The organism is Streptomyces sp. NPDC018026, from assembly GCF_044327745.1.
GTDB classification, from domain to species: Bacteria; Actinomycetota; Actinomycetes; order Streptomycetales; family Streptomycetaceae; genus Streptomyces; species Streptomyces rubrogriseus.
This window is the reverse complement of the sequence record NZ_JBIRFY010000018.1, coordinates 103,026-129,420: the sequence shown is the minus strand read 5'-3', so window position 1 is coordinate 129,420 and position 26,395 is coordinate 103,026. Positions and strand designations below refer to the sequence as shown.

Genomic DNA, 26,395 nt, shown 5'->3' with positions numbered 1-26,395 from the left:
GGGCGGGGCCGCCACGTGGTGCGGGGGGCGGAAGAGGCCGGTGGTGCGCTCGCTCAGGTGAGGCCGAGTTCCTTGTCGATGAAGTCGAAGACGTCGTCGGCCGAGGCCGACTCCAACTTCTGGCCGACGTCCGCGGCCTCGTCCGCCTCGGCGCCCACGGCGTCGTTGAGTCGTGCGGCAAGGCTCTGGAGCCGGGAGACGATCCGTTCGGCCTCGATGTCCTTGGGATCCATACCGGCGGCCGCAGCCTCTAGCCGCTCGAGCTGAGTCAGCAGCGGAAGTTGCTCCGCCCGGTCCGCCGCCGGGGCCAGTTCCGTGAGCAGGAAGTCCGCGAGCGCCGCCGGGCTGGCGTAGTCGAAGACCATGGTGCTGGGCAGTTTCCTGCCGGTGGCGGTGCTCAGCCGCCCTCTGAAGTCGACGGCCGACACGGAGTCGAAGCCCAGGTCGTCGAAGGCCCGCTTGGTGTCGAGTGCGGTGGCGTCGTCGTATCCGAGCAGGGCCGCCGCGTGAGAACGGACGAGGTCGTGCACCGCCCGGCTCTGTTCGGCCTTCGGCAGAGCGGCCAGCCGCGTGGCGAACTCCGGTGCGGCGGATCCCGAAGGCTCCTCCTCGCCGTCACCGGCGAGAGCCGCCCGTACGTCGGGAATCTCGTCGATCAAGGGGCGGGGCCGGGCGAGCGTGTAGGCAGGGACGAACCGAGACCAGTCGAAGTCCGCCACCACGAGGTGGCTCTCGTCGCCCTCGATCACCTGAGCCAGCGCACCGACGGCCGTGCCGGGTGCCATCGCCGGCGCACCCATGCGGCGCATGATCGCACTGAGTTCGGCGTCCACCATGCCGCCCTCCCACGAACCCCAGGCGACGGACGTGGCCGTCAGTCCGCGTGCACGGCGCCGGTGGGCGAGACCGTCCAGGAACGCGTTGGCACTGCCGTACGCCGCCTGGCCACCACTGCCCCAGACGGCCGAGCCGGAGGAGAACAGCACGAACGCGTCCAGTGGCCGGTCCGCCAGGAGCTCGTCCAAGTGCAGCGCACCCAGCATCTTCGCCCGGCCGACCTCGGCGAACTCGTCCAGGTCCAGCTCCGTCAGGGGGGCGATGCGCTGCGGCAGGCCGGCCGCGTGGACCACCGCGCGCAGGTCCTGGCCGTCCGGCAGTGACTCCAGCAGGGCTGCCAAGGCGGCACGGTCGGCGACGTCGCAGGCGGCGATCGTGACGCGGGCGCCCAGGAGCTCCAGCTCCCTCGTGAGGGTTTCGACGCCCTCCGCGGCGGGACCGCGACGGCTGGTGAGTACGAGGTGTTCCGCGCCGTTCTGGGCGAACGTGCGGGCCACGTGCGCGCCCAGACCGCCGGTACCACCCGTGACGAGCACCGTGCCACCGGCGGCGAAACGGCGCCGGGAGCTGGTACCGGAACCGGAACCGGTACCTGTCTCGGAGCCGCCCGTGCCCTGGGTCCGCGGCGCCGTGCCGGGTTCGGCGCCGAGCGGGGAACGGACCATGCGCCGGACGAACACGCCGTTGGCTCGGACGGCGACCTGGTCCTCGCCGTTGTCCGCCCGCAGTACCGCGCTCAGGCGGCGCACGGCCTGGGCATCAGGTTCCCCTGGGAGGTCGATCATGCCGCCCCAGCTGCCCGGCTGGTCCAGACCGAGGCTCGCGCCCAGACCCCACAGAGCCGACTGGTGCGGACTGAGGAGCTCCGCCGAGTCGTCCACGGCGACGGCACCCCTCGTGACACACCACAGGGGTGCGGCGACCTCGGCGTCCTGCAACGCCTGCGCGAGCAGTACGGTCGCGGCGCCACCCTCGGTGAGCACCGGATGGGTCGGGTGCGGTCGGTCGTCGAGGGCGAGCAGCGAGAGGACCCGGCGGGGCCCGGCGGCCGAGACCGCCTCCCGCAGTTCCCCGGCCAGTACGGCTCGGTCCGGTTCGGCGACCTCCAGCGACACGACCTTCACCTCTGCGGCGAGTGCCTCGGCGATACGCCCGGCGGTGTCGCCCGCTCCGGCCGGAGGCAGGACGACGAGCCAGGTCTCCGCGGTGGCAGAAGCGTCCGACGGCGCATCGAACGCCGACGCTTCGGTCGGCTTCCATGTCACGCGGTAGCGCCAGGAGTCGAGCAGGGCCGCTTCTTGACGACGATGACGCCATCCGGCCAACGCCGGTACGACAGCGTCGAGTTCGTCGGCCGACAGTTCCAGCTCCGCGGCAAGTGAGGAGCTGTCCCCTCGCTGCACCGCATCCCAGAAGGCAGCGTCAACGGTGTCGACCGGCCCCACGTTCTCGGTGCCCCGGGCCGCCGAGCCGGAACCGTGCCCCGGCCCGGCCTCGGCGGGCATGGTGTCGGTCGACCAGTACCGGCGCCGCTGGAAGGCGTAGGTGGGCAGGTCGACACGTCCGGCGCCGCGTCCGGCGTAGAAAGCGGCCCAGTCGACGGTGCCGCCCGAGGCGAACACCTGCCCCAGCGCCGTCACCGCCGTCACATCCTCCGCCCGGTCCTTGCGCAGCACCGGCGCGAACACCACCTCGTCCGCGTCCGTGTCGAGAGCGTCCAGGGTCTGGCGGGCCAGGCCCGTCAGCACCGGGTCCGGACCGCACTCCACGAACCGCACCACACCCAACTCACGCAGGGCACCCACCCCGTCGGCGAACCGCACCGGCTCGCGCACATGCCGCACCCAATACCCCGGATCCGTCAACTCCCCGGCGCCCGCCACAGCACCCGACACATTCGACACGACGGGCACCGTCGGCTCGGCATACGACAGCGAGGTGACGACGGCGCGGAACTCGTCCAGCATCGGCTCCATCAACGGGGAGTGGAACGCGTGCGAGACCCGCAGCCGGCTCACCCTCCGCCCCAGACCCCCGAAGTGCTCACCCACCGTCTCCACGCCGGTTTCGGTGCCGGACACGACCACGGACGTGGGCCCGTTGACCGCGGCGATCCCCACCCCTTCGGGCAGCACCGGCACAACCTCGTCCTCAGCGGCCTCCACCGCCAGCATCGCCCCACCCTGCGGCAGCGCATCCATCAACCGGCCCCGTGCCGCGACCAGCGTCGCCGCATCCTCCAGCGACAACACCCCCGCCACATGCGCGGCGGTCACCTCACCGATCGAATGCCCCGCCACCACATCCGGACGCACACCCCACGACTCCACCAGCCGGAACAACGCCGACTCCACCGCGAACAGCCCGGCCTGCGCGAACACGGTCCGGTTCAGCAGCTCCGCATCCTCACCCCACACCACCTCACGCAACGACCGGCCCAGCAGACCGTCCAACTGCTCGCACGCCGCGTCGAACGCCGACGCGAACACCGGGAAGGCGTCATACAGCTCCCGGCCCATCCCCAGCCGCTGACTGCCCTGACCCGTGAACACCACCGCGGTCAAACCATCCGACACCACCCCCTGCTGCACCCCCGCAGCAGGCTCACCCGCCGCCACCGAACCCAGACCCCTCAGCAACTCGTCACGGTCCCGGCCCACCACCACCGCACGCCGCTCCAACGCAGCCCGCGACGACACCAACGACAACCCCACATCCACCGGCGACAACTCCGGCCGTTCACCCACCCACCCGGCAAGCCGCTCCGCCTGCGCCACCACCGCGGACACCCCACGCCCCGACACCACCCACGGCACCACCGACGACCCCACCGGAGCACCCGAAGCCCCAGCATCCGCCTCCACCGGCTCGGCCGCCGACGGCTCCTCCACGATCACATGCGCGTTCGTCCCACTCAGACCGAACGAGGAGATCCCGGCCCGCTTCAGGTGCCCGTTGTCGGGCCAGTCCATCCGCTCGGTGAGGAGCCGGATGTTGCCCGCGGTCCAGTCCACGTTGCTGCTGGGCGCGTCCACGTGCAGGGTCTTCGGGAGTACACCGTGGCGGATCGCCATGACCATCTTGATGATGCCGCTGACACCGGCGGCGGCCTGCGCGTGGCCGATGTTGGACTTGATGGAGCCCAGCCACAGCGGACGGTCCTCGGGCCGGTCCTGGCCGTAGGTGGCCAGCAGCGCCTGCGCCTCGATCGGGTCGCCCAGCGTCGTACCAGTACCGTGCGCCTCGATCACGTCGACCTGGTCGGCGGCCAGCTGCGCACTCGCCAGGGCCTGCCGGATCACCCGCTGCTGCGACGGGCCGTTCGGGGCCGTCAGACCATTGCTCGCCCCGTCGCTGTTGACGGCGCTCCCCCGGACTACCGCCAGCACCGGGTGACCGTTGCGGCGCGCGTCCGACAGGCGCTCCACCAGCAGCATGCCCACACCCTCGCCCCAGCCCGTACCGTCGGCCGCCTCGGCGAAGGCCTTGCAGCGGCCGTCGGGGGCCAGACCACGGTCCTGGCTGAAGCCGACGAAGGACACCGGGGTGGACATGACGGTGGCCCCGCCGGCCAGTGCCAGTGAGCAGTCGCCCGCGCGCAGCGCCTGGATCGCCCAGTGCAGGGCGACCAGCGAGGACGAGCACGCCGTGTCCACGGTGACCGCGGGGCCCTCAAGGCCGAGGGTGTAGGCGATGCGGCCGGAGGCGACACTGGCCAGGGCGCCGGTGCCGCTGTCGGCCGAGTAGTCGTGGTAGACGACACCGGCGAACACGCCGGTACGGCTGCCCTTGAGGGACAGCGGATCGATGCCGGCCCGCTCGAACGCCTCCCAGGCCGTCTCCAGCAGCAGCCGCTGCTGGGGATCCGTCTCCCGGGCCTCCCGTGGGCTGATCTTGAAGAAGTCGGCGTCGAACTGACCGGCGTCGTGCAGGAACCCGCCCTCACGGCAGTAGGTCTTGCCGGGAGTGGCCGGTTCCGGGTCGTACAGCTCCGCGACGTCCCAGCCACGGTCGTCGGGGAAGAGGGAGATGCCGTCACCGCCCGAGCCCACGAGATCCCACAGGTCCTCGGGAGAGGCGATGCCACCGGGGTAGCGGCAGCTCATGGCCACGATCGCGATCGGCTCGTGCTGCCGGGCCTCCGCGTCGCGCAGGCGTCGCTTGGTCTGCTGCAGGTCCGAGGTCGCACGCCTGAGGTATTCGCGCAGCTTCTCGTCGTTGCTCATCTGCCCCTGTTCCCCCTCAATCCGTTCTGTTCATACGCTTCGTGGACCCCGACCGGCCCGACGCCGACTGCCGGGCTACGCGAGGCCCAGCTCGCTGTCGAGGACGCCGAAGAGCTCCTCGTCCGTGGCCGACTCGTAGTCGCCCGAGGAGTCGTCCGACACGGCCCCGCCCCGCGCGTCGCGCCAACCGCGCACCAGCGCCTCGAGTCGGCTGGTGATGCGTTCCTGCTCCAGCTCGGCCGCTTCGGCGCTCAGCCCGGACAGCAGGGCCTCCAGCCGGTCGACCTCGCCGAGCACTTCCTGCGCCGGGCCCGCGCCGTCCTCCGGCAGGATCAGGCCGTCGATGTACTGAGTCGCCGCGCGGGAGTTCGGGTGGTCGAAGACGAGCGTCGCCGACAGGGAAAGGCCGGTCATCCGGTCCAGTCGCCTGCGCAGTTCCACCGCGGCCAGCGAGTCGAATCCCAGGTCCTTGAAGGCCCGGTCGGGTTCCACCGCGGTCGTCGAGGTGTGACCCAGCACCGATGCGACCTGTGAGCGGACGAGGTCCAGGAGTTGACGGCCCCGCTCCTCGGGCGTGAGGGACAGCAGCCGCCTGCGGAGCTCACGGCCCGTGTCGGCCCCGGCCGAGGAACGCGGCACCCGCACGATGCCGCGCAGTACGGCCGGCAGTTCGTCGGGGCGGGCACGCAGCGCGGCGTGGTCCAGGCGCAGGGGAACCAGGACGCCTCCGCCCTCACCGTCACCGCCGAACGCGCCACCGTCCGCCATGACCAAGGCCCGGTCGAACAGGTCGAGGCCTTCCTGGGCCTCCAGGTAGGGCGTGCCGAGTTCACTCGCCCGCTGCCGCTGCGAGGCGTCCTCCGTCCCGTCGGGCCCACCGCTCCACGGGCCGTAGGCCAGGGCGAGAGCCGGCAGTCCCTGCGCGCGGCGGTGCTCGGCGAGTGCGTTCAGGAAGCCTGCCGCGGCAGCCTGGTTGGCCTGACCGACACCGTGCAGCAGGCTGGTCGAGGACGAGACGAGCACGAACGCCGAGAGGTCCGCACCCCGGGTGAGTTCGTGCAGGTGCCAGGCGGCGCCCGCCCTGGGCAGCATCGCGGCCTCCACCCGGTCCCGGGTCATCGCGTCGAACAGGCCGTTGGCCGCGGTGCAGGCCGTGTGCACCACGGCGTTCAGCGGCTGCCCGGCCGGCATGTCCGCGATCGCCTCGGCGAGTTCCTGCCGGTCGGACAGATCACAGGAGCGCACGACGACGTCGGCCCCGGCAGCGCGCAGGTCGCTCACGTCGGGCGTCGCCGCCTCCTTGTCGCACACGAGCAGCAGACGTCGTACGCCGTGCCGGTCGGCCAAGTGCCGGGCGAGCAGCAGCCCGTTGCCGTCGACGCCGACGGTCACCAGCGTCGTTCCCGCGGCCGTCGGCGGCCGGGACGTGGCCGGGGCCGAGTGGGCCGCCGGGTTGAAGGCGCCGGAGCCGGTGGCTGGTTCGGCCGTGACGAGCCGGGAGACGAGAGGCCGGCCCTCGCGAACCGCGACGTCCGGTTCCCCGTCGTGCAGGAGCGCCAGGGCGTCGGGCAGCGCGGCGCGGGACTGCTCGGAACCGTCGAGGTCCAGCAGCCCGAACCGGTCCGGGTCCTCGGCCTGCGCCGAGCTGACGAGGCCGCGCACTGCGGCCTGGACCATCCCCGCCGTGTCCGGGGTGGTGGCGGCGGCGCCCTCGGTGACCACGACGAGTCGAGTCGAGCCGAGCCGTTCGTCCGCGGTCCAGGACTGCAGCGTCCGGCGTACCCGCTCCAGCGTGGAACGGGTGTCGGACAGCACGTCCCGGTCTGCGTCGTCGTCGCCGGAGACGGCGCACCCGCGCGCGGCGACCATCAGTACGGTCTCCTCGGCCACGTCTCCGCGTGCCACGGCTGCGGCGAAGGAGTCGAGGTCGGGGTGGGCCGGAGCAGAGGTCTCGCCCAGAACGCCGGAGGCGTCGGTGCCGAGCACCGCCCACGTCTTCCGCTCGGGCGAGGGGGACGGCGTGGACTGCGCGGACTGCGCGGACACGTCGTGTTGCCACTGGGGACGGAACATGGCATCGGGACGGGTTCCGGTGGCCAGGGTGAGCCTGTCCTGTGTCATGACGGCGGAGACGACCGACCCCGCCGACAGCACCGGGCCGCCCGCCGGGTCGGCCAGATCCAGGACCAGGCCCTCGGTGCCCTCCGTGCCCTGGGCGCGCGCGGCACGTACGCGCAGGGTCGTGGCACCGGACGCGTGCCGGGAAACCCGCGTCCACTCCAGCGGCAGCGTTACCCCGCCCTCGGCGCCGGAGACGAAGTGCCGCAGGAGGGCGGCGGCCTCGAACAACACCGGATGAACGGTGAACCCCTCGACCTCGTCCGATGTGCCCTGCTCCCCCGGGAGCGTCACTTCGGCGAACACCTCGTCGCGGCGCCGCCATACGGCCGACAAGGCCTCAAGTGCGGGGCCGTGCCCGTATCCGCGCCCGAACAGCGCGCCGCGGGCCTCCTCTACATCCACGGCGGCCGCACCGGGCGGCGGCCACTGAGTCAGGTCGGCGGGCGGCTGCTGCGGCTCGGCCGTCAGCGTTCCGGTGGCGTGCAGAAGGCTCGGTGAGTCCGCGTCCATCCCCTTGGAATGGATGGTGACCTTGCGGCTGCCGTCCTCGTTCTCGGGCGAGACGGACACCTGGAAGGTCGGCTCCTGGTGCTCGGACAGTGCGAGAGGCACGTCGACGCTCAGCTCGCTCACGCTTTCAAGGCCGACGAACGACCCGGCGGTGAGCGCGAGTTCGACGAGTCCGGCCGTGGGGAACAGCGCCGTGCCCAGCACGTCGTTCGCCCTGGCCCAGGAATGTGCCCGGGTCGACAGCCGACCGGTGAGCACCACACCGTCGCTGTCGGCGAGGGTGAGTGCGGCCTTCAGCAGCGGGTGCTCGGCGGTGTCGAAGCCCGCGGCCCCGAGATCACCACCACCGACCTGCGCGTCGACCCAGTACCGGCGCCGCTGGAAGGCGTAGGTGGGCAGGTCGACACGTGCGGCGCCGCGTCCGGCGTAGAAGGCGGTCCAGTCGACGGTGCCGCCCGAGGCGAACACCTGCCCCAGCGCCGTCACCGCCGTCACATCCTCCGGCCGGTCCTTGCGCAGCACCGGCGCGAACACCACCTCGTCGACATCGCCGTCGAGGATCTGACGGGCCAGACCCGTCAACACCGGGTCCGGACCGCACTCCACGAACCGCACCACACCCAACTCACGCAGGGCACCAACCCCGTCCGCGAACCGGACCGGCTCACGCACATGCCGCACCCAGTACCCCGGATCCGTCAACTCCCCCACACCCGCGACCGCGCCCGACACATTCGAGACCACAGGCACAGCCGGTTCCGCATACGACAGCGAGGCGACGACGGTACGGAACTCGTCGAGCATCGGTTCCATCAGCGGGGAGTGGAAGGCGTGAGAGACCCGCAGCCGGCTCACCCTCCGCCCCAGACCCGTGAAGTGCTCACCCACCATCTCCACGCCGGACTCGGCGCCGGACACCACCACGGACGTGGGCCCGTTGACCGCGGCGATCCCCACCCCTTCGGGCAGCACCGGCACAACCTCGTCCTCAGCGGCCTCCACCGCCAGCATCGCCCCACCCGACGGCAACGCATCCATCAAACGCCCACGCGCCGCGACCAGCGTCGCCGCATCCTCCAGCGACAGCACCCCGGCCACATGCGCGGCGGTCACCTCACCGATCGAATGCCCCGCCACCACATCCGGACGCACACCCCACGACTCCACCAGCCGGAACAACGCCGACTCCACCGCGAACAGCCCCGCCTGCGCGAACACCGTCCGGTTCAGCAGCTCCGCATCCTCACCCCACACCACCCCACGCAACGACCGCCCCAAAATCGGGTCCAGCTGCTCGCACGCCGCGTCGAAGGCCGACGCGAACACCGGGAAGGCGTCATACAGCTCCCGGCCCATCCCCAGCCGCTGACTGCCCTGACCGGTGAACACCACCGCGGTCCGGCCCCCGGGACGGGCCCGCACCACCGAGCCCTCCACCCCGGCCAAACCGGTCAGCAGTTCGTCACGGTCCCGGCCCACCACCACCGCACGCCGCTCCAACGCAGCCCGCGACGACACCAACGACAACCCCACATCCACCGGCGACAACTCCGGCCGCTCACCCACCCACCCGGCAAGCCGCTCCGCCTGAGCCACCACCGCAGACACCCCACGCCCCGACACCACCCACGGCACCACCGACGACCCCACCGCATCGACGGCAGCCGCCTCGGACGCGGCGACCGGCACCGTGTCCGTGGTCTCGCCGTCCTCGGAGGTGACCTCCGCCGGTTCCGCCGTCGGCGGCTCCTCCACGATCACGTGCGCGTTCGTGCCGCTCAGACCGAACGACGACACACCCGCACGCCGCGGCCGCCCCTCCTCCAGCGCAGGCCACTTGCGCGCCTCCGTCAGCAGACGCACCGCTCCGGCGTTCCAGTCCACCTTGGACGAAGGCTGGTCGGAGTACAGGGACTTGGGCATCGTCTCGTGACGCATCGCCATGACCATCTTGATGATGCCCGCGACACCCGCCGCCGCCTGGGTGTGGCCCATGTTCGACTTGACGGAGCCCAGCCACAGCGGACGGTCCTCGGGGCGGTCCTGGCCGTACGTCTCCAGCAGCGCCTGCGCCTCGATCGGGTCACCCAGCGTCGTACCCGTACCGTGCCCCTCGACGATGTCCACGTCGGCCGGGGTCAGCCGTGAGCCGGACAGGGCCGCCTTGATGACCCGCTGCTGCGAGGGACCGTTCGGGGCGGTGAACCCGCTGGAGGCACCGTCCTGGTTGACGGCGCTGCCGCGCACCACGGCCAGCACCGGGTGACCGTTGCGGCGCGCGTCCGACAGACGCTCCAGGACCAGGACGCCGACGCCCTCCGAGCAGCCCATGCCGTCGGCCGACTCGGAGTAGGACTTGCAGCGGCCGTCCTTGGCAAGGCCGTTCTGCGTACTGAAGTAGACGAACATCTCGGGATTGGACATGACGGTGACACCGCCGGCCAGGGCGAGCGTGCAGTCTCCTCGGCGCAGGGCCTGGGCGGCCATGTGCAGGGCGACCAGCGACGAGGAGCACGCCGTGTCGACGGAGACCGCCGGGCCCTCGAGGCCGAGGGTGTAGGCCACCCGGCCGGTGACCAGGCTGCCCGCGCTGGAGCTGCCCGCCTCCTTGCCCTGGGCGTAGTCGTGGTACATCACGCCCGCGAACACACCGGTGCGGCTGCCCTTGAGCGACGACGGGTCGATGCCCGCACGCTCCACCGCCTCCCAGGACGACTCCAGGAGCAGGCGCTGCTGGGGGTCCATGCCCAGCGCCTCGTTCGGGCTGATACCGAAGAAGTCCGGGTCGAAGTCCGCCGCGTCGTAGAGGAATCCGCCCTCCTTCGCGTACGTCTTCCCCGCCCGCCCGGGCTCCGGGTCGTACACCCCGGCGTCCCAGCCACGGTCTGCGGGGAACTCCGACACGGCGTCCACCCCGTCCGACACCAGCCGCCACAGGTCCTCGGGCGACGCCACACCACCCGGGAAACGGCACGCCATCCCCACGACCGCGACGGACTCGTCGTCGGGCTTGCGTGCCGCCTCGTCAAGGCATCTGCGAGCGTCCCGCAGCTCTGCGAGAGTGCGCTTGAGGTATTGAAGGAGCCGTTCCTCGTTGCTCACAGGTGGCCATCTCCTCTCAGGTGGTGTGATCAGCGGTGTCGGACGGTCAGAGATCCACGTCGGAGAGGTCGGGCTTCATGCCGCTCGCGAGCAGTTCGCCGATCTGCGGGAACTGGGCCTTGGCCTGCTCCGGGGTCAGCGGGGGCTTGCCGGGGCCGCGCAGCACGGCCGCCAGCAGCGGCAGCGACATCATCCGGCTCTGCGGACTGCGCAGGGTGCTGACCTCGTACACGGCGCGCAGCACGTCCTCGTTGGCCGCCGCGGTCCTGGAGTAGCGGGAGCCCATGCTCTGCTGCATGGCCGCGCCGCGCACGGTGATGTTGGTCTTGACGCCGGGGAAGAACAGGTCGGTGGTGCTGGCCATCTTCCAGGAGCCCTCACCGGCCTTGGCGACGTCGTCCTGCACCTTGCGGGACAGTCCCGGCTCCAGGCCGTGGGTCTTGAGCCGGGTGCGCAGCGCCAGGGCCCCGAAGGCGGCCATCGACATGCCGGTGGCGTAGTTGGGGCTGAGCACCATGACCGCGTCGCCGAGTGCCAGGAAGCCGTCGGGTACGGGCAGCTTGTGGAAGTGGCGGCGCCGGTTGGCGAGCCCGCGGGAGCCGCGGACCTGGGTGAGGGGGCGGGCCGTGCTGATGATGTCGGCGACGACGGGGTCGCGCACGTCGCGGGCGAACTCCATGAATCCCTCGTCGGCGGTGGGCGGCTGGCCGCCGTGGGTGCCGATGAGGGAGACGATCCAGCGGCCGTCCTCCTGGGGCATGAACGCCGCGCCCTTGCCGGGGCGTCCGGTGCCGGGTACGGCCTGGATGAGGACGCCGGGGAAGTCCTTGGCGGCCTCGGCGGGGGCCTCGAACTCCCGTCCGGCGTAGGCGAGGCCGGCGTCCACGAACTCTTCCTTCACCGTGGGCAGTCCCAGGGCGGCGAGCCATTCGGAGGCCTTGGAGCGGTTGCCGGAGGCGTCGACGACCAGGTCGGCGGTGACGACCCCTTCCGAGCGGTCGGCCCGTTCGACGCAGACCCCGGTGACCTTGCCCGCGTCGCCCGTCAGCCCGACCGCCTTGGTGGACTCCAGGACGGTGAGGTTCGTGGTGCCGAGTACCTGACTGCGGACGACGTGGTCGATGAGCGGCCGGCTGCAGGCGACGGTGTACGACTCGTCCTCGAAGCTGCGGAACCAGCCCTCGGAGGACAGGGTCAGCATGTCCTGGCCCATCCTCAGCGTGTGGGCGCCGGCCGCCGTCAGCCGGGCGACGGTGCCCGGCAGCAACTGGTCGAGTGCCTCGGCACCGCCGGCCATCAGCATGTGGTTCTGCCGGCCCTGCGGCAGGCCTCTTCGCTGGAGGGGGCCGTCGGGGTAGGTGTCACCCTCGATGACGGTCACCTTGTCGGCGTGCCGGGAGAGCACTCGCGCCGCGAGCAGTCCCGCCAGCCCGCCGCCTATCACCACTGCCTCACTCATCGCGCGCTGCCCGCCTCTGCGGTACGGCGCCGGGCTTCCTGCTCCAGCGCTTTGAAGGTGACTCGGGTATCGCCCTGGAACGCCTTGGCCCAGAACAGCCGGAACACGGGGGTGAACGGCCCGTAGACCTCGACCCGGCGGCTGACCGCGACCCGGCCCGGCTCGTCCGGGCGGTAGTTGTTGATGATCAGCATCTTGCCGCCGGGCATGGGGGACTCCGTCGTGTACGACCGCCCCTCCTCGACCTCGACCACCTTGAAGTAGCCCCGCTGACGGGACACGACACGGGAAAGGGTCCAGCCGCCGCTGCCCGGCTCGAAGGGCCCCTCGAAACCGCACTCAAGGACGTGCGGGTCCCAGGTGGCCCAGGACGGTACGTCGGACACCGTCTGCCAGACCGCGTCCAGTTCGGCGTCGATTTTGTCCGACTCTTCGAACGCATACATGACGGAATTCCTCTCGATTCCATTCACGGAAAAAGTGCGGAGCCCCGGCGCAAGAGGCGTGAGGGGCATTTGCGTCGGGGCGACTCGGCCGGGCCTCGCGCACCGGCCGGGAGAATCTCGCCGGTGGAGAGAATTCAGCTCCCGGTCGGCTGCTGCGGACGCTGGAATTCCTCCATGTCGGTGCGGATCACGTAGTCGGACACGTCCACGACGGGGCTCTCGACCCGCTCCATGGCCTTCTTGACCGGCACGGCCAGACGGTCCTGCTTGGCCAGTTCGCGGGCCTCGCGCCGTTCGGCGAACTCCGGCATGACCTCACGGGCGAAGAGTTCGAGGGATTCGCAGATGTCCTCGTGCTTGTTGGCACCCAGTTGCACCTGGAAGATGATCTCGTCGACGCCGGCCTCCTCCTGCACGCGGATCATCTCGGCGAGCTTCTGGGGGGTACCGATGCCGCGGCGGACCACGGTGTCCATGCGTGCCGCGTTCTCCGGCGGGACCGGCGGCTGCTTGGCGAACTCCGTCTTCAGGTCGGTGGTGCCGGGGCGGTGGCTGCCCTGTACGTAGAAGTGCATGAAGGAGTTGACGTAGAAGTCGACGCCTCCCATGGCCCGTTCGTAGGCGGTCTCCTCGTCGGCGTGGCAGAGGAAGGGCAGCGCGACGGCGAAGTTGGCGTTGACCGCCTTGCCCACCGGTACGCAGTCGTCGGACTCGATCGTCCGGTAGTAGGTCTCGACCCGCTCCTTGGCCTCCTCCGGCGTCATGAACGCGAAGGACAGGGCGCCCACGCCGTTGCGGGCGGCGGTTTCCACGGTCTCGGGCGAGCTGCAGGCCACCCACAGCGGCGGGTGCGGCTTCTGCTTGGGCTTGGGCAGCACGTTCCGCGGGGGCATGTCGACCCACTGGCCCTGGTGACCGGTGAAGGGCACCTCGGTGAACATGCGGGTGATCACGCCGATCGCCTCGCGCCACTGGTCGCGCTTGGTGGCCCGGTCGACACCGAAGGCGCCGAGTTCGTGCTGGGTGCTGCCCTGCCCGGAACCGAACTCCACGCGCCCGCCGGAGACCAGATCGAGCATGGCGATGCGCTCGGCGATGCGCGCGGGATGATTCACCGCCGGCGGCAGAGTGACGATTCCGTGGGCCAGCCGGATGTTGGTGGTACGCGCTGCCGCGGCGGCGAGGAAGATCTCCGGGGCCGAGGAGTGGGAGTACTCGTCCAGGAAGTGGTGTTCGGACGCCCACACCGTGTCGAATCCCAGTCGGTCGGCGAGTTCGACCTGGTCGAGAGCCTCGTTCAGTATCCTTTCCTCGCCGTCCTCGGTCCACGGGCGAGGATTTTGCAGGAGATATATCAGACCGAAGCGCATGCTTGCTCCTCATCGTCGACAGGAATGTCACCGCTGCCCAAAGCCACGGCGTCTTTGGTGTTTCGCCGACCACTTCCGTGCAGAGGGCTCCCTGCGGAAGCAGGCTCGGCCACGGTATGAGCAAAGCAATCGCGCACGCTCCCCCTACAAGCCCCTTAGCGGCCCTTACCTCACCCCGTCAGGGGTCGGCACCGCGCCGGGAGATCGGCGCACCGGCGACGCGTGGCGGACGGACCGGCGGGACGCCGGCCCCCGCGGCACCCTGGACGCGTGCGTCCCGGCGGTCACAGCACCCCCTACGGCAGGCGGGCACCCCTACCGGAGGCGACGGCCGCGTACCCGGCGCACGTGTCGGGGGGGGGGGGCGCGCGGGGGGGGGGGGGCCCCCCCCGGGGGGGGGGGGGGGGGCGGGGGGGGCCCCCCCCGGGGGGGGGGGGGGGGGGCGCCGGCCGGGGGGGGCCCCCCCCCCCCCCCCCGCGGGGGGCCCCCCCCCGCGGTGCGCGCCCCCCCCGCGCCGCCGCGCGGTGGGCCGCGCGGGGGGCGGGCCGCCCCCCCCCCCCCGACACGTGGGGTGGTCAGGAGGAGTGGACGTCCGCCGAGAGGACGTCGCAGGGCAGCTCGATGGTGGCGGTGGTGGGTCCGCCGAGGGGGCTGTTGACGGCGAGGACCCCGTCGAACGCGCCGAGCCTGCGCTCGATACCGGCCAGGCCGGTGCCCCGCGACGGATCCGCGCCGCCCTTGCCGTCGTCGGTCACCGTGATCCGCAGCATGCCCTCCTCGTGGCGCATGTCGATCCAGACGCGCTCCGCCTCGGCGTGCTTGGCGACGTTGGTCAGCATCTCCGACACCGAGAAGTACGCGGCCGCCTCGACGGGTGCTGCCATCCGCCCGATGTGCTCCACGCCGACCTCGGTCTTGATCGTGCCGCGCAGCGCGAGCGCACGGACCGCGTCGGCCAGGCCCCGCTCGGCCAGGACGGGCGGGTGAATGCCCCGGACCAGCTGGCGCAGTTCGTCCAGGGCCTCGGCGGAGGACTTGCGGGTCTCGGCCAGCAGCTGGGCGGCCTTGTCGGGGTCGGTGCGTACGAGGTGCTCGATGGTGCCCAGGCTCATGCCCATCGCCACCAGCCGGGCCTGCGCCCCGTCGTGCAAGTCTCGCTCGATGCGGCGCAGTTCGGCAGCCGAGACGTCGACCGCGTCGGCCCGGCTCTCCTTGAGGTGCTCGATGCGCATCTGGAGTTCGCGCTCGTGGTCGGGCGCCAGGAACACGTGGGTGAGCCGACCGTGCACGTGCAGGATGTCCGGGTTGTAGCGCAGCCCCAGCGCGATGAACACCGCACCCAGGGCGGCCGCCGCCACAGCGGTGAGCTGGTCGTCGACCGGAATGAACGCGTACCAGTAGCCGACGTCCCGCATGGGGCGCCACACGCCGGCCGCCAGGACGAAACCCCACACCCCGTAGAGGACGAGCGCGGCGGCGAACATCGCGAGGACGAACCCCGCGATCGGGTCGACGATCATCCACAGCAGGTCGCGCCAGGTCGCCGGGTCCTTCAGCACCCACTGGCAGCGCTGGACCCGGCCCACGATCCCGCCCTGCCACTGCGGCTCCGGCCGGTAGGGCACGGGGATGCGCACCCCGCCCCACTCCTCGGCCAGCCGGCGGCGGGCGTTGGCGTTCGCCCGCGCGGCACTGGTCACCCAGGGGGTGGTGAACACCCCGATACCCACGATCACCAGAGCGATCGACACCACCGAGAAGCAGAACAGCACCAGCGAGAACACCATGGACATCAGGGCCAGGCCCAGGCCTCTCGCTGAAGCCGTCACTCCGGCCCGAACGTTCATGTCGTCTCCCGTTGTCGGTTCCCGTTGTCGGTGTCCGCGTCCGACGGTGTCGGCAACGCGGTGATCACTCGCAGCCATGTCCGTCTACGGGATCAACTGTGCCCGCGATCGCGGCCGCGGTCACTGGTTTCAAGTCCCGAGGGGTGGTGTACCTGCCAACACCCCTGTTCCCGGGGCGCGCGGTAGGGGCCGGCCGATCACCCGTTCCCCGAATGGACGCCGCACCGTGCGCCCGGCGCCGGGCGGCCCGAGGCTGAGGCCATGCCCACAGCACGAGCGATATCCACCGCCGTCCTGCTGTCCACGGCCACCCTGCTCGCCTCCTCCCTGACGGCCTGCGCGCCCACGGACCGGGACGGCGACCGGCACGGCGACACCGGCGGCGCCACTACCGACGCACAAGCCCTGACCAGCCTCCGCAACCAGTCCCTGGCCTGGAAGGACTGCCCCGCCCCGGCCCCCATCCAGGGCGGCGGCGAAGCTCCCGGCGCGCTCCCCGACGGCACCCGGTGGCAGTGCGCCACCCTGCGCACGCCGTTGGACTGGAAGAACCCCTCCGGCGAGTCCATGGACCTCGCGCTGATCCGGGCCCGCACCAGCGGCACCCCGGACGACCGGATCGGCTCCCTGCTCTTCAACTTCGGCGGCCCCGGCGGCTCCGGCGTCGCCACCCTCCCCGGTCTCGCCCCCGACTACGAGAAGCTCCGCACCCGCTACGACCTCGTCAGCTTCGACCCGCGCGGCGTCGGCAACAGCAGCGGCGTGCGCTGCCTGGACGCCGGCCTCCCCGACGAGGACGAGATCGACAACATCCCCGACGACGGGGGCGACGAGACCAACGCGCTCGTCCGCTTCAACCGGGAGACGGCGGCCGCCTGCAAGAAGAACTCCGGCGACGTCCTCCCCTACGTCGGCACCACCCAGGCCGCCCAGGACATGGACCTGATGCGACAGGTCCTCGGCGACGAGAAGCTGCACTACCTCGGCATCTCCTACGGCACCGAACTCGGCGGCGTCTACGCGCACTTGTTCCCCCAGCACGTCGGCCGCGCCGTACTCGACGGTGTCGTCGACCCCACCCACGACATGATGGAGGAAGCCCTCGACCAGGCCGGCGGCTTCCAGCTCGCCTTCGAGCACTTCGCCGCCTGGTGCGCCCGGCAGGGCTGCACGCTGGGCGAGGACGCCGAGGACATCGTGGACCTCGTCGTCGGCCTCGAAGCGGCCCTGGACGACACCCCCCTGCCCACCCCGGACGGCGGCGAACTCGACGGCGACGCCCTCGTCGCGGCCGTCACCGGCGCCCTCTACCGGCAGGACTACTGGCCCGCGCTCCGGGTCGGCCTGGAAGCCGCCGCCGACGACGACGGCGACGTCCTGCACGACCTGGCCGAAGCCCTGGGCCAGCACGGCAGCGGCGGCGACACGGACGACGGGGACGACGACGCGGCCGACGAGGAAAGCAACGAGGACGACGCCTTCAGGGCCATCACCTGCGACGACTCCAGCAGCCGCTACACCGTCGCGGACGTCCTGTCCCGCCTGCCGGACTTCCTCGAGGCCTCCCCGCTCTTCGGCCCCGGCCTCGCCTGGAGCACCCTGTCCTGCGACGGCTGGCCGGTCCCCGGAGCGGCCCGGCACCCCGAGGTCAGCGCCCCGGGCGCGCCCCCCGTCCTCCTCGTCGGCAACACCGGCGACCCCGCCACCCCCTACGAGGGCGCCGCCCGCATGGCGCAGCGCCTCGGCGAGAAGGTGGGCATCGAGCTGACGTACGAGGGTGAGGGCCACGGCGCCTACGACAGCGGCAACACCTGCGTCCAGAACGCGGTCAACGCCTACCTGCTGAACGGCACCCTGCCGAAGCCCGGCACGGTCTGCGAGGCGGAACCCCTGCCGGAAGGCAAGTAGCACCACGGACCAACGCCGACGCCCCCGCGATCCAGGATCGCGGGGGCGTCGACGTCACGTGCCGCGGAGCCCCCTGTCGGATTCGAACCGACGACCTTCGCTTTACAAGAGCGGCGCTCTGACCAGCTGAGCTAAGGAGGCACGCGCGCGTCGGGCGCGCGCAGGCTGCTCCACTGTACACAGAGCCGGTGAACGATGTGATTCGAAAATTTCGGCGAAATTCACAGACCCCCGGCTACTGACAGATCAGGTGAACGCCGGGTACCGTCCTGCTCAGCTTCACCCGCGTGGACTACACCACCACCTTCCTACAACGGATCGTCCGGCACGTTCCTGCCGGTAGAAGGGGGCCCATTCATCATGGCCACTGTTACGTTCGACAAGGCGACCCGTGTGTACCCGGGTTCCACGAAGCCCGCCGTCGACGGTCTCGACATCGACATCGCGGACGGCGAGTTCCTCGTCCTGGTCGGCCCGTCCGGTTGTGGCAAGTCCACCTCGCTCCGGATGCTCGCGGGGCTCGAGGACGTCAACGGCGGCGCCATCCGCATCGGTGACCGCGACGTGACGCACCTGCCGCCGAAGGACCGGGACATCGCCATGGTGTTCCAGAACTACGCGCTGTACCCGCACATGTCGGTCGCCGACAACATGGGCTTCGCCCTCAAGATCGCGGGCGTCAACAAGGCGGAGATCCGGCAGAAGGTCGAGGAGGCCGCCAAGATCCTCGACCTCACCGAGTACCTGGACCGCAAGCCGAAGGCGCTCTCCGGCGGTCAGCGCCAGCGTGTGGCGATGGGCCGCGCGATCGTACGTGAGCCGCAGGTGTTCCTCATGGACGAGCCGCTGTCCAACCTGGACGCCAAGCTCCGCGTCTCCACCCGTACGCAGATCGCCTCGCTCCAGCGCCGCCTGGGCATCACCACCGTCTACGTCACCCACGACCAGGTCGAGGCCATGACGATGGGCGACCGCGTGGCGGTCCTCAAGGACGGTCTGCTCCAGCAGGTCGACACCCCGCGGAACATGTACGACAAGCCCGCGAACCTCTTCGTCGCCGGCTTCATCGGCTCCCCGGCCATGAACCTGGTCGAGGTCCCGATCACCGACGGCGGCGTGAAGTTCGGCAACAGCGTCGTCCCGGTCAACCGCGACGCCCTGAAGGCCGCCGCCGACAAGGGAGACCGCACGGTCACCGTCGGTGTCCGCCCGGAGCACTTCGACGTCGTGGAGCTGAACGGCGGCGCGTCCAAGACCCTGTCGAAGGACTCGGCGGACGCCCCGGCCGGCCTCGCGGTCTCGGTGAACGTCGTGGAGGAGACCGGCGCCGACGGCTACATCTACGGAACGGTCGACGTCGGCGGCGAGACCACCGACCTCGTGGTGCGCGTCAGCAGCCGCGCGGTGCCGGAGAAGGGCGCGACCGTCCACGTCGTGCCGCGTCCGGGTGAGACGCACGTGTTCTCGTCCTCCACGGGCGAGCGCCTCACCGACTGAGAAACCACGCGACCGGGTGATTTCACCCGCGTTGACGAAAAGAGCCCCGCGGCCTGCTGCGGGGCTCTTTTCGTTGTCGACAAATACCCCGACACAACGGACGTTTCGACCGGTGTTCGTCAATCTCCTATCCCGTTCCCGGCCGCTCTTCATCCCCCGATAGGGTGACTAAACGTCGCCAAATCATTACCGGGCGCTACCCTCACTCGCGTGAAGCACTCCGTGAAGCACTCCACCACCCGACAGACGCGACGCGGCCGGGGCCCCGCCCGCCGGATCGGCCGCTCTCTCGCCTTCGTCCTGCCCGTCGTCCTGGTGCTCTCCGGGACTCTCGCGGTCACCCGCGTCAACTGGTCCGGGGATCCCTCGGACTCGGTGCTCGCCGCGTCGGAGGCGTCCTCCGCCAAGGCCTCCTCCGCCCGCACCGCCCGCGCCCCGCACGAGGTGCTGCGCGACCGGCTGCTGACCGAGCTGCAGGAGGAGGACCCGGGCGTCGCGCTGACCCACCTCCAGCAGGCGGTGAACGAGCGCCCGTCGCTCGCCGACCACTGCGCGACCATCGCCCGCGCCCTCGGCCGCGCCGCGGTGAAGGTCTACGGCCCGACCCGCGCCCAGTCGTACGCCCGCCCCGTCTGCGACACCGCCTTCGCCTCGGGCGTCCTGGCCGCGCACGGCTGAGCGCCCTGCGGGGAGGGCCGGGGCGCCGCGTACAGTTCGGGCATGACCGATCCGAACGCCGCGTCCCGCCGCCCCGTTCAAGCCGTCGTCCTGGCCGGCGGGCAGGGTTCCCGGCTGCGCCCCTACACCGACGACCGGCCCAAGCCGATGGTCGAGATCCCGGGCACCGGGACTCCGATCATCGGCCACCAGCTCGCCTGGCTCGCCGAGGAAGGCGTGACGGACGTCGTGGTCTCCTGCGGCCACCTCGCCGAAGTCCTTCAGAAGTGGCTGGAGAGTGCCGACCTGCCACTCTCCGTCACCACCGTCGTGGAGCCCGAGCCGCTGGGCCGAGGCGGCGGCCTCCGGTACGCCGCCGCCCACCTCCCGCACCCGGACCGGTCCTGGTACGCCACCAACGGCGACATCTGGACCCGTTTCTCGCTGCGCGACATGGCCGACTTCCACGCCGAGCGGGACGCCGTCGCGACCCTGGCCCTGGCCCGCCCGCGGCTGCCCTGGGGCGCCGTGCAGACGGACGGTTTCGGCCACATCACCGACTTCATAGAGGCGCCGCCGTCGACGTTCGAGATCAACGCGGGCGTGTACGTCTTCTCGCCGGAGTTCGCCGCGATGCTCCCGGAACGCGGCGACCACGAGCGCACCACCTTCCCCCGCCTGGCCCGCGAGAACCGCCTGGCCGGCTTCCCGATCCCCCAGGGCTGCTACTGGCGCGCGATCGACACCGCGAAGGACCTGACGGAGGCGGCCAGGGAACTGGCGGCCCTGAGCGGCCGCTGAGGGGCATTTTCGGGACCAGTCACTCAACGTGGCCACGTGTGCGTAGCGTGTGAGGCAACTCGCCGACGAAGGGGTGCGCACCATGGCGGACGACGTGGATGAGCCGGGGTGGGAGGTCGACCCCGACGACGAATGGGGCGTCGCGGTCATCACCACGGTGGGGCGGCAGTTGAGGCTGCGGCGCGAGGCCGTCGGGATGCGGGCCGGCGAGTTCGGGGCGGCGGTGGGGTACGGGGAGGACCTCGTCTACAAGGTCGAGGGCGGCAAGCGGATTCCCCGGCAGGAGTACCTGGACAGGGCCGACGAGGTGCTGAGCGCCGGTGGGCTCCTCTCGGCCGCCTGGGAGGACGTGAAGAAGGTCCGGTACCCGAAGAGCGTGCGGGCGCTGGCGCAGTTGGAGTCCAGGGCGGTCGAGCTGGGCGTGTACGTCGGGCTCAGCATCCATGGGCTGCTGCAGACGCCGGAGCATGCACGTGCCTTGTTCGAGGTGTCCCAGTCCGCCTACTCGGAAGAAGAGTTGGACGAACTCGTGGCGGCGCGGATGACCCGGAGGTCGATCTTCGAGCGCAGCCCGGCACCCATGCTCAGCTTCGTCCAGGAGGAGGTGGCGCTGCGCCGACGGGTTGGGGGCACAATGGTGTGGCGACAGCAAATCGAACACCTGCTGGAGTTGGCGCAGCGACGCAACGTCACTCTTCAGGTGATGCCGACGAGCGCGGGTGAACACCCTGGGCTGAGCGGCAAGATCGAGGTGCTGAAGTTCGGGGACGGTACGGCGGTAGGACGTTCCGACGGAGCGTTCAACGGCCGCCCCACCTCTGAGCTGAAGCAACTGCGCATCCTTGAGCTGCGGTACAGCACCATTCGGGCTCAGGCCCTCTGCCCGAGGGAGTCCCTGGCCTTCATCGAGCAACTGCTGGGAGAAGAATGATCCGCGAGACCGCTGCCGGTGATGCCTCCGAACTGGCCTGGTTCAAGAGCAGTTACAGCGATGGTCCCGAGGGCGACTCCTGCGTGGAGATCGCGATAGCGCCCCGCGCCATCCACGTGCGCGACTCCAAGCACACCGCGGGCGCCCGGCTTGCCCTCGCGCCGGGCACGTGGGCGAGCTTCGTGACGTACGCCGCCTCGGAGCACTGACGGACCAACGCCGCGCGCCCTGCCCCCCGTTGTGACCGGGGCGCAGGGCGCGAACGCGTCGGGCTAGCCCAGGAGGCCGCCCACGAGGCGTCCGCCGGGCTCTCCGGTGGACGACGAGCCGCCGCCGTCACCGCTGCCCGTGGAGCCGGTGGAGCCACCGCCGCTGCCGCCGGTCGAGGTGCCGCCCGCGGTCGGTCCGGCCGTGGTGCTGGGCGCCTGGCCGGCCGGGGAGGACTGCCGGGGCGGGGCCTGGCCCGTGGTGCCCTGGGTCTGGCTCGGCGTGCCGCCGCCGGTGGCGGTGCCGCTGCTGTCGCGGGTCGCTCCCGGGGTGGTCGCGGAGTCCTGCGACGGGGTGGACGCGCCGCCGGTGGCGCCCTGGGTGGGGGAGGCGGAGGCCTCCGGGGAGGAGGGCTTCGGACCCCGCGTGCCGGGCTCCTGCGGGAGCGGGGAGCCGGGCAGCTCGTTGCGCGGGGACTCGCCGGGGCCGGGGACGACAACGCGGTCGGCGTCCCGGACGGCACCGCCGAGGACGGAGCCGACGAGGAGGGTGACTCCGGCGACGAGGAAGGTGATGAGCGCGCCGCGGCGCAGGACGTAGCGGCGCAGGTCCCAGATGTCGGAGTGGGGGCCGAGCCGGCGCCAGGCACTGCTCGCGAGCCTGCCGTCCACGGAGTAGACGGGTGCCCCGGCGATGATCAGCGGGGACCAGGCGGCGAGGTAGATGATGTCGGGCGCGTCGTAGACCGGGACGCTCTTCCAGCTGACGGTGACCAGCAGCGCGGCGGACAGGGTGGCGCCGATGACGGCGGCCACGCGCTGCCAGCAGCCGAGCACGGTCAGGACGCCGACCAGCACCTGGAGGAAGGCGATGACCAGCCCGGCGCCCACCGGGTGGGCGAGGGCGAACTGGCGCAGCGGCTCCGCGACGTCCCAGGGGTGCAGGGTGTTGAGCCACTTGACCATGGAGCCGCGTTCGCCGCCGTCGAAGTAGACGGGGTCGCAGAGCTTGCCCATGCCGGCGTAGATGGAGATGAAGCCGAGGAAGACGCGCAGCGGAAGCAGGACTACGCCGAGGTTCATGCGGCGGCCGGGGAAGTAGGCGTGCCGCGCCGGGTCGTCGGTGCGGCGCCTGCTGCGGGGCTCGCCCGGGTCCGTGTCCTCGCCGTAGCCGTCGGAGCCGTAGCCGTCTGAGCCGTAGCCGCCGGGGCCGGTCCCGAACTCCTGCGTGCCGTAGGCGGAGTCGTCGTAGGCCGGCTCGTCGTAGGCGCTGCCGACGGTGCGCATGGCGGGCAGCAGCCGGGTGCCGTCGGGCACGGGGCCGCGCTGGGCGCCGACGAGGGGGGTCTCCAGCGTCTGGGTGGCGGGGCCGTCGTCGTAGTCCAGGGGGCCGCCGTCGAGGTCGACCCGCGGGATGACCTGGGTGGCTCCGGCGTCGGCGGAGCGGTCGGCGGCCGGGTCCTCGGCGTGGTGACCGGCTCCCGCCCGCACCGCTTGGAGCAGCCGGTGCGCGCCGGTGTCGTCCGGGTCGGAGCGCCCGCTCCACACGACGGCGCGGCGACGGCCCGCGGCCGGGGCGGCGGGCCTGCGGGCGGTGTCCTGGGTGGCGCTCAGGTGCCGCGCGATTCGCGGGGACTGGGTCCGCCGCGCGGAGGCACCGAACTGCACGCGGAAGCTCGCGTGGTTGACGATGACCTGGGCCGGATCGCTCGGCACCTTCACCATGCTCAGCGCGGGAGCGTCGTCGTATCCCGACGAGCGGTCCCCCGTGGGTGTGCGGGGTGTTCTGGTGTCCACACTCATCTAACCGAGTGATGTGTCGTTAGGACACTGCCTTGACCGCCCCGATCTGTCCGGACCGCGTCAAGCATGTCCGGACAGCCTCGAACACCCCGTTTGGGTTATCCAGCGAACACCTGTTCAGGAGCGCCGACGCGCCGCCTCGTACAGCACGATCCCCGCCGCCACACCGGCGTTGAGGGACTCGGCCCCGCCCGGCATCGGGATGCGCACCCGGAAGTCGCACGTCTCGCCGACGAGCCGCGAGAGCCCCTTGCCCTCGCTGCCGACGACGATGACCACGGGGCCGTCGAGGGCCGCCAGGTCGCCGAGTTCGGCCTCGCCGTCGGCGGCGAGGCCGACGACCGTGATGCCGGCCTTCTGGTACTGCTCCAGCGCCCTGGTGAGGTTGGTGGCGCGGGCCACCGGCGTACGGGCGGCCGTACCGGCGGACGTCTTCCAGGCGCCCGCCGTCATACCGGCCGCGCGCCGCTCGGGCACGACGACGCCGTGGCCGCCGAAGGCGGAGACGGAGCGGACGACGGCGCCCAGGTTGCGCGGGTCGGTCACGCCGTCGAGGGCGACGATCAGCGGGTCGGCGCCCTCGTCGTGGGCGGCGGCGACCAGGTCCTCGGGGTGCGCGTACTCGTACGGCGGGACCTGGAGGACGAGCCCCTGGTGGTTGAGCCCGTTGGTCATCCGGTCCAGCTCGGGACGCGGTGCCTCCATGAGGTTGATGCCGCCGCGCTCGGCGGCGAGCTGGAGGGCCTCGCGCACCCGCTCGTCGTTGTCGATGAACTGCTGGACGTAGAGCGTGGAGGCGGGCACGCCCTCGCGCAGCGCCTCGTAGACCGGGTTGCGGCCGACGACCAGCTCGGACGTCGAGCGGCCACCGCCGCGCCGCTGCTGCGGGCGGCCGCCGGTGGCGCGGCGCGCCTTGGCGTTGGCGGCGCGCTGCTTGGCGTGCCCCTTGCGCATCTCGGCGGGGGGCGTCGGCCCCTTGCCTTCCAGGCCCCGGCGTCGCTTGCCGCCGCTGCCGACCTGCGCGCCCTTCTTGCCGGACATGCGGCGGTTGTTCGCGGCCATGAGTACCTGTCTCCGCTTCTGTGCTTCTCTGCGTCTCTGCGTCTTACGGGGGTGTGCGTCGTACGTGCGTCTTGTTACGTGCGTCTTGTGCAGTGTGCCGCCCGGAGGGCCGGGCGGCACAATCGATCTACGGTCCCGGACCCGGGTCAGCGGGGGCCGAGGCCCCAGCGGGGCCCCTGCGGGCTGTCCTCGATGACCAGTCCGGACTGCCCGAGCCGGTCGCGGATGGCGTCGGCCGTGGCCCAGTCCTTCCGCGCCCGCGCGCCCTCGCGCTGGTCGAGCACGAGCCGTACGAGGCTGTCGACGACGTGCCGCAGGTCCTCGCCCTGCTCCTGCTCCCCGGCCCACTGCGCGTCCAGCGGGTCGAGCCCCAGCACGCCGAGCATGGCCCGCACCTCGGCGAGCCGGGCGACGGCGGCGTCCTTGTCGTCGGCGGCCAGCGCGCTGTTGCCCTGCCGGACGGTGGTGTGCACGATCGCGAGCGCCTGCGGCACTCCCAGGTCGTCGTCCATCGCCTCGGCGAAGGCGGGCGGCACCTCGGCGGCGGGCTCCACGGCATGACCGGCCAGCTCGGTGACGCGCTGCACGAAGCCCTCGATCCGCGCGTACGCCGACTCGGCCTCGCGCAGGGACTCCTCGCTGTACTCGATGGTGGAGCGGTAGTGCGGGGTGCCGAGGTAGTACCGCAGCACGACCGGGCGCCACTTCTTCACCATCTCGCTCACGAGCACGCTGTTGCCGAGCGACTTGGACATCTTCTCGCCGCTCATGGTGACCCAGGCGTTGTGCACCCAGTAGCGGGCGAAGGCGTCGCCGAAGCCCTTGGCCTGGGCGATCTCGTTCTCGTGGTGCGGGAAGATCAGGTCGATCCCGCCCCCGTGGACGTCGAACTCCTCGCCCAGGTACTTGTGCGCCATCGCGGAGCACTCCAGGTGCCAGCCGGGCCGGCCCCGCCCCCACGGCGTCTCCCAGCTGGGCTCCCCGGGCTTGGCCGCCTTCCACATGGCGAAGTCGCGCAGGTCCCGCTTGCCGGTCTCGCCGTCCTCGGAGGGCTGGCGCAGATCGTCGAGGTCCTGGTTGGACAGCGACAGGTAGCCCGGCAGGGACCGCACGTCGAAGTAGACGTTGCCGTCGGCCTCGTAGGCGTGCCCGCGCTCGATGAGACCGCGCATCATCTCGACCATCTCGGTGATGTGGCCGGTGGCACGCGGCTCGTAGGTGGGCGGCAGGCAGCCGAGGGCGGCGTAGGCGTCGTTGAACGCCCGCTCGTTCTCGTAGCCGATGGACCACCAGGGGCGGTGCTGCTCGGCGGCCTTCCTGATGATCTTGTCGTCGATGTCGGTGACGTTGCGGACGAACGTGACGTCGTAGCCGCGGTACGCGAACCAGCGGCGCATGATGTCGAAGTTCAGCCCCGACCGGATGTGCCCGATGTGCGGGGCGGCCTGCACGGTGGCGCCACACAGGTAGATCGAGACGCAGCCCGGCGTGAGGGGGGCGAAGTCACGGATCTGCCGGGCGCTGGTGTCGTACAGGCGAATAGTCACGTGTCCAGGGTAGTAGGCGCAGAGCAGTGCCAGGGGCACACATGCGCCGTTGTTGCGGGGACTCC

General features: G+C 71.6%; 14 protein-coding genes, 1 tRNA gene and 1 pseudogene. 6 read left to right on the top strand and 10 right to left on the bottom strand.

Features of this window, described 5'->3' with window-relative positions:
* Nucleotides 1-53: 53 nt before the first annotated feature.
* The 6 genes and pseudogenes from ACH4D3_RS36730 to ACH4D3_RS36705 all read right to left on the bottom strand — a co-directional run bounded on the left by ACH4D3_RS36730 (nt 54) and on the right by ACH4D3_RS36705 (nt 15,918).
* Complete coding sequence (locus tag ACH4D3_RS36730; RefSeq protein WP_398331716.1) at nt 54-5,063, bottom strand: type I polyketide synthase; 5,010 nt, start codon at nt 5,061-5,063, stop codon at nt 54-56.
* Between the two features lie 75 nt (nt 5,064-5,138).
* Nucleotides 5,139-10,793: pseudogene (locus ACH4D3_RS36725) on the bottom strand (beta-ketoacyl synthase N-terminal-like domain-containing protein); the annotation flags it as partial.
* Between the two features lie 49 nt (nt 10,794-10,842).
* Nucleotides 10,843-12,255: an FAD-dependent monooxygenase gene (locus ACH4D3_RS36720; protein ID WP_398331713.1), complete on the bottom strand. Its 1,413-nt coding sequence runs from the start codon at nt 12,253-12,255 to the stop codon at nt 10,843-10,845.
* Entirely contained in the window at nt 12,252-12,701 is a 450-nt protein-coding gene (locus tag ACH4D3_RS36715) for an SRPBCC family protein (RefSeq protein WP_398331710.1), read from the bottom strand. The genes ACH4D3_RS36720 and ACH4D3_RS36715 overlap by 4 nt, the downstream gene beginning before the upstream one ends.
* A 134-nt stretch (nt 12,702-12,835) precedes the next feature.
* On the bottom strand, nt 12,836-14,071 hold the full coding sequence (locus ACH4D3_RS36710) for an LLM class flavin-dependent oxidoreductase (RefSeq protein ID WP_398331707.1): 1,236 nt from the start codon (nt 14,069-14,071) through the stop codon (nt 12,836-12,838).
* 575 nt (nt 14,072-14,646) lie between these two features.
* Nucleotides 14,647-15,918 (bottom strand): sensor histidine kinase, encoded by a 1,272-nt coding sequence (locus ACH4D3_RS36705; RefSeq protein WP_398331705.1) that lies wholly within the window; start codon nt 15,916-15,918, stop codon nt 14,647-14,649.
* A 261-nt stretch (nt 15,919-16,179) separates the two neighbouring features.
* Between ACH4D3_RS36705 and ACH4D3_RS36700 the strand changes: the two genes are divergently transcribed.
* Nucleotides 16,180-17,826 (top strand): alpha/beta hydrolase, encoded by a 1,647-nt coding sequence (locus ACH4D3_RS36700; protein WP_398331702.1) that lies wholly within the window; start codon nt 16,180-16,182, stop codon nt 17,824-17,826.
* Nucleotides 17,827-17,893: 67 nt separating this feature from the next.
* On the opposite strand, the gene ACH4D3_RS36695 is transcribed toward ACH4D3_RS36700, so the two are convergent.
* Nucleotides 17,894-17,967 (bottom strand) — tRNA-Thr (locus ACH4D3_RS36695).
* 219 nt (nt 17,968-18,186) lie between these two features.
* Here ACH4D3_RS36695 and msiK point away from each other — a divergent pair.
* The 5 genes from msiK to ACH4D3_RS36670 all read left to right on the top strand — a co-directional run bounded on the left by msiK (nt 18,187) and on the right by ACH4D3_RS36670 (nt 21,921).
* On the top strand, nt 18,187-19,323 hold the full coding sequence (gene msiK, locus ACH4D3_RS36690) for a diacetylchitobiose ABC transporter ATP-binding protein MsiK (protein WP_398331699.1): 1,137 nt from the start codon (nt 18,187-18,189) through the stop codon (nt 19,321-19,323).
* Nucleotides 19,324-19,545: 222 nt separating this feature from the next.
* Nucleotides 19,546-20,001: a hypothetical protein gene (locus ACH4D3_RS36685; protein WP_398331731.1), complete on the top strand. Its 456-nt coding sequence runs from the start codon at nt 19,546-19,548 to the stop codon at nt 19,999-20,001.
* A gap of 42 nt (nt 20,002-20,043) precedes the next feature.
* Complete coding sequence (locus ACH4D3_RS36680) at nt 20,044-20,781, top strand: NDP-sugar synthase (RefSeq protein WP_398331696.1); 738 nt, start codon at nt 20,044-20,046, stop codon at nt 20,779-20,781.
* Nucleotides 20,782-20,863: 82 nt separating this feature from the next.
* The gene (locus ACH4D3_RS36675; RefSeq protein WP_398331693.1) at nt 20,864-21,712 is read left to right on the top strand and encodes a helix-turn-helix domain-containing protein; all 849 of its coding nucleotides are present in this window, start codon (nt 20,864-20,866) and stop codon (nt 21,710-21,712) included.
* Nucleotides 21,709-21,921: a DUF397 domain-containing protein gene (locus tag ACH4D3_RS36670; protein ID WP_398331690.1), complete on the top strand. Its 213-nt coding sequence runs from the start codon at nt 21,709-21,711 to the stop codon at nt 21,919-21,921. The genes ACH4D3_RS36675 and ACH4D3_RS36670 overlap by 4 nt, the downstream gene beginning before the upstream one ends.
* Before the next feature lie 63 nt (nt 21,922-21,984).
* Here the strand turns inward: ACH4D3_RS36670 and ACH4D3_RS36665 are convergent, their stop codons facing one another.
* The 3 genes from ACH4D3_RS36665 to cysS form a co-directional block, all read right to left on the bottom strand.
* Nucleotides 21,985-23,721 (bottom strand): DoxX family membrane protein, encoded by a 1,737-nt coding sequence (locus ACH4D3_RS36665; protein WP_398331687.1) that lies wholly within the window; start codon nt 23,719-23,721, stop codon nt 21,985-21,987.
* 117 nt (nt 23,722-23,838) lie between these two features.
* Nucleotides 23,839-24,783 carry a 23S rRNA (guanosine(2251)-2'-O)-methyltransferase RlmB gene (gene rlmB / locus ACH4D3_RS36660; RefSeq protein WP_398331684.1) on the bottom strand — a complete coding sequence of 315 codons (945 nt, stop codon included), beginning with the start codon at nt 24,781-24,783 and terminating at the stop codon, nt 23,839-23,841.
* A gap of 146 nt (nt 24,784-24,929) precedes the next feature.
* Nucleotides 24,930-26,330 carry a cysteine--tRNA ligase gene (cysS, locus tag ACH4D3_RS36655; RefSeq protein ID WP_398331681.1) on the bottom strand — a complete coding sequence of 467 codons (1,401 nt, stop codon included), beginning with the start codon at nt 26,328-26,330 and terminating at the stop codon, nt 24,930-24,932.
* Nucleotides 26,331-26,395 lie beyond the last annotated feature (65 nt).

Bases quoted from the DNA above. Each gene is read 5' to 3' on its own strand.
- ACH4D3_RS36670 (WP_398331690.1), top strand. From the start codon at position 21,709: ATGATCCGCGAGACCGCTGCCGGTGATGCCTCCGAACTGGCCTGGTTC.
- rlmB (WP_398331684.1), bottom strand. From the start codon at position 24,783: ATGGCCGCGAACAACCGCCGCATGTCCGGCAAGAAGGGCGCGCAGGTC.
- ACH4D3_RS36720 (WP_398331713.1), bottom strand. From the start codon at position 12,255: ATGAGTGAGGCAGTGGTGATAGGCGGCGGGCTGGCGGGACTGCTCGCG.
- ACH4D3_RS36715 (WP_398331710.1), bottom strand. From the start codon at position 12,701: ATGTATGCGTTCGAAGAGTCGGACAAAATCGACGCCGAACTGGACGCG.
- ACH4D3_RS36700 (WP_398331702.1), top strand. From the start codon at position 16,180: ATGCCCACAGCACGAGCGATATCCACCGCCGTCCTGCTGTCCACGGCC.
- msiK (WP_398331699.1), top strand. From the start codon at position 18,187: ATGGCCACTGTTACGTTCGACAAGGCGACCCGTGTGTACCCGGGTTCC.
- ACH4D3_RS36710 (WP_398331707.1), bottom strand. From the start codon at position 14,071: ATGCGCTTCGGTCTGATATATCTCCTGCAAAATCCTCGCCCGTGGACC.
- ACH4D3_RS36730 (WP_398331716.1), bottom strand. From the start codon at position 5,063: ATGAGCAACGACGAGAAGCTGCGCGAATACCTCAGGCGTGCGACCTCG.
- ACH4D3_RS36705 (WP_398331705.1), bottom strand. From the start codon at position 15,918: ATGAACGTTCGGGCCGGAGTGACGGCTTCAGCGAGAGGCCTGGGCCTG.
- ACH4D3_RS36665 (WP_398331687.1), bottom strand. From the start codon at position 23,721: ATGAGTGTGGACACCAGAACACCCCGCACACCCACGGGGGACCGCTCG.
- ACH4D3_RS36675 (WP_398331693.1), top strand. From the start codon at position 20,864: ATGGCGGACGACGTGGATGAGCCGGGGTGGGAGGTCGACCCCGACGAC.
- ACH4D3_RS36680 (WP_398331696.1), top strand. From the start codon at position 20,044: ATGACCGATCCGAACGCCGCGTCCCGCCGCCCCGTTCAAGCCGTCGTC.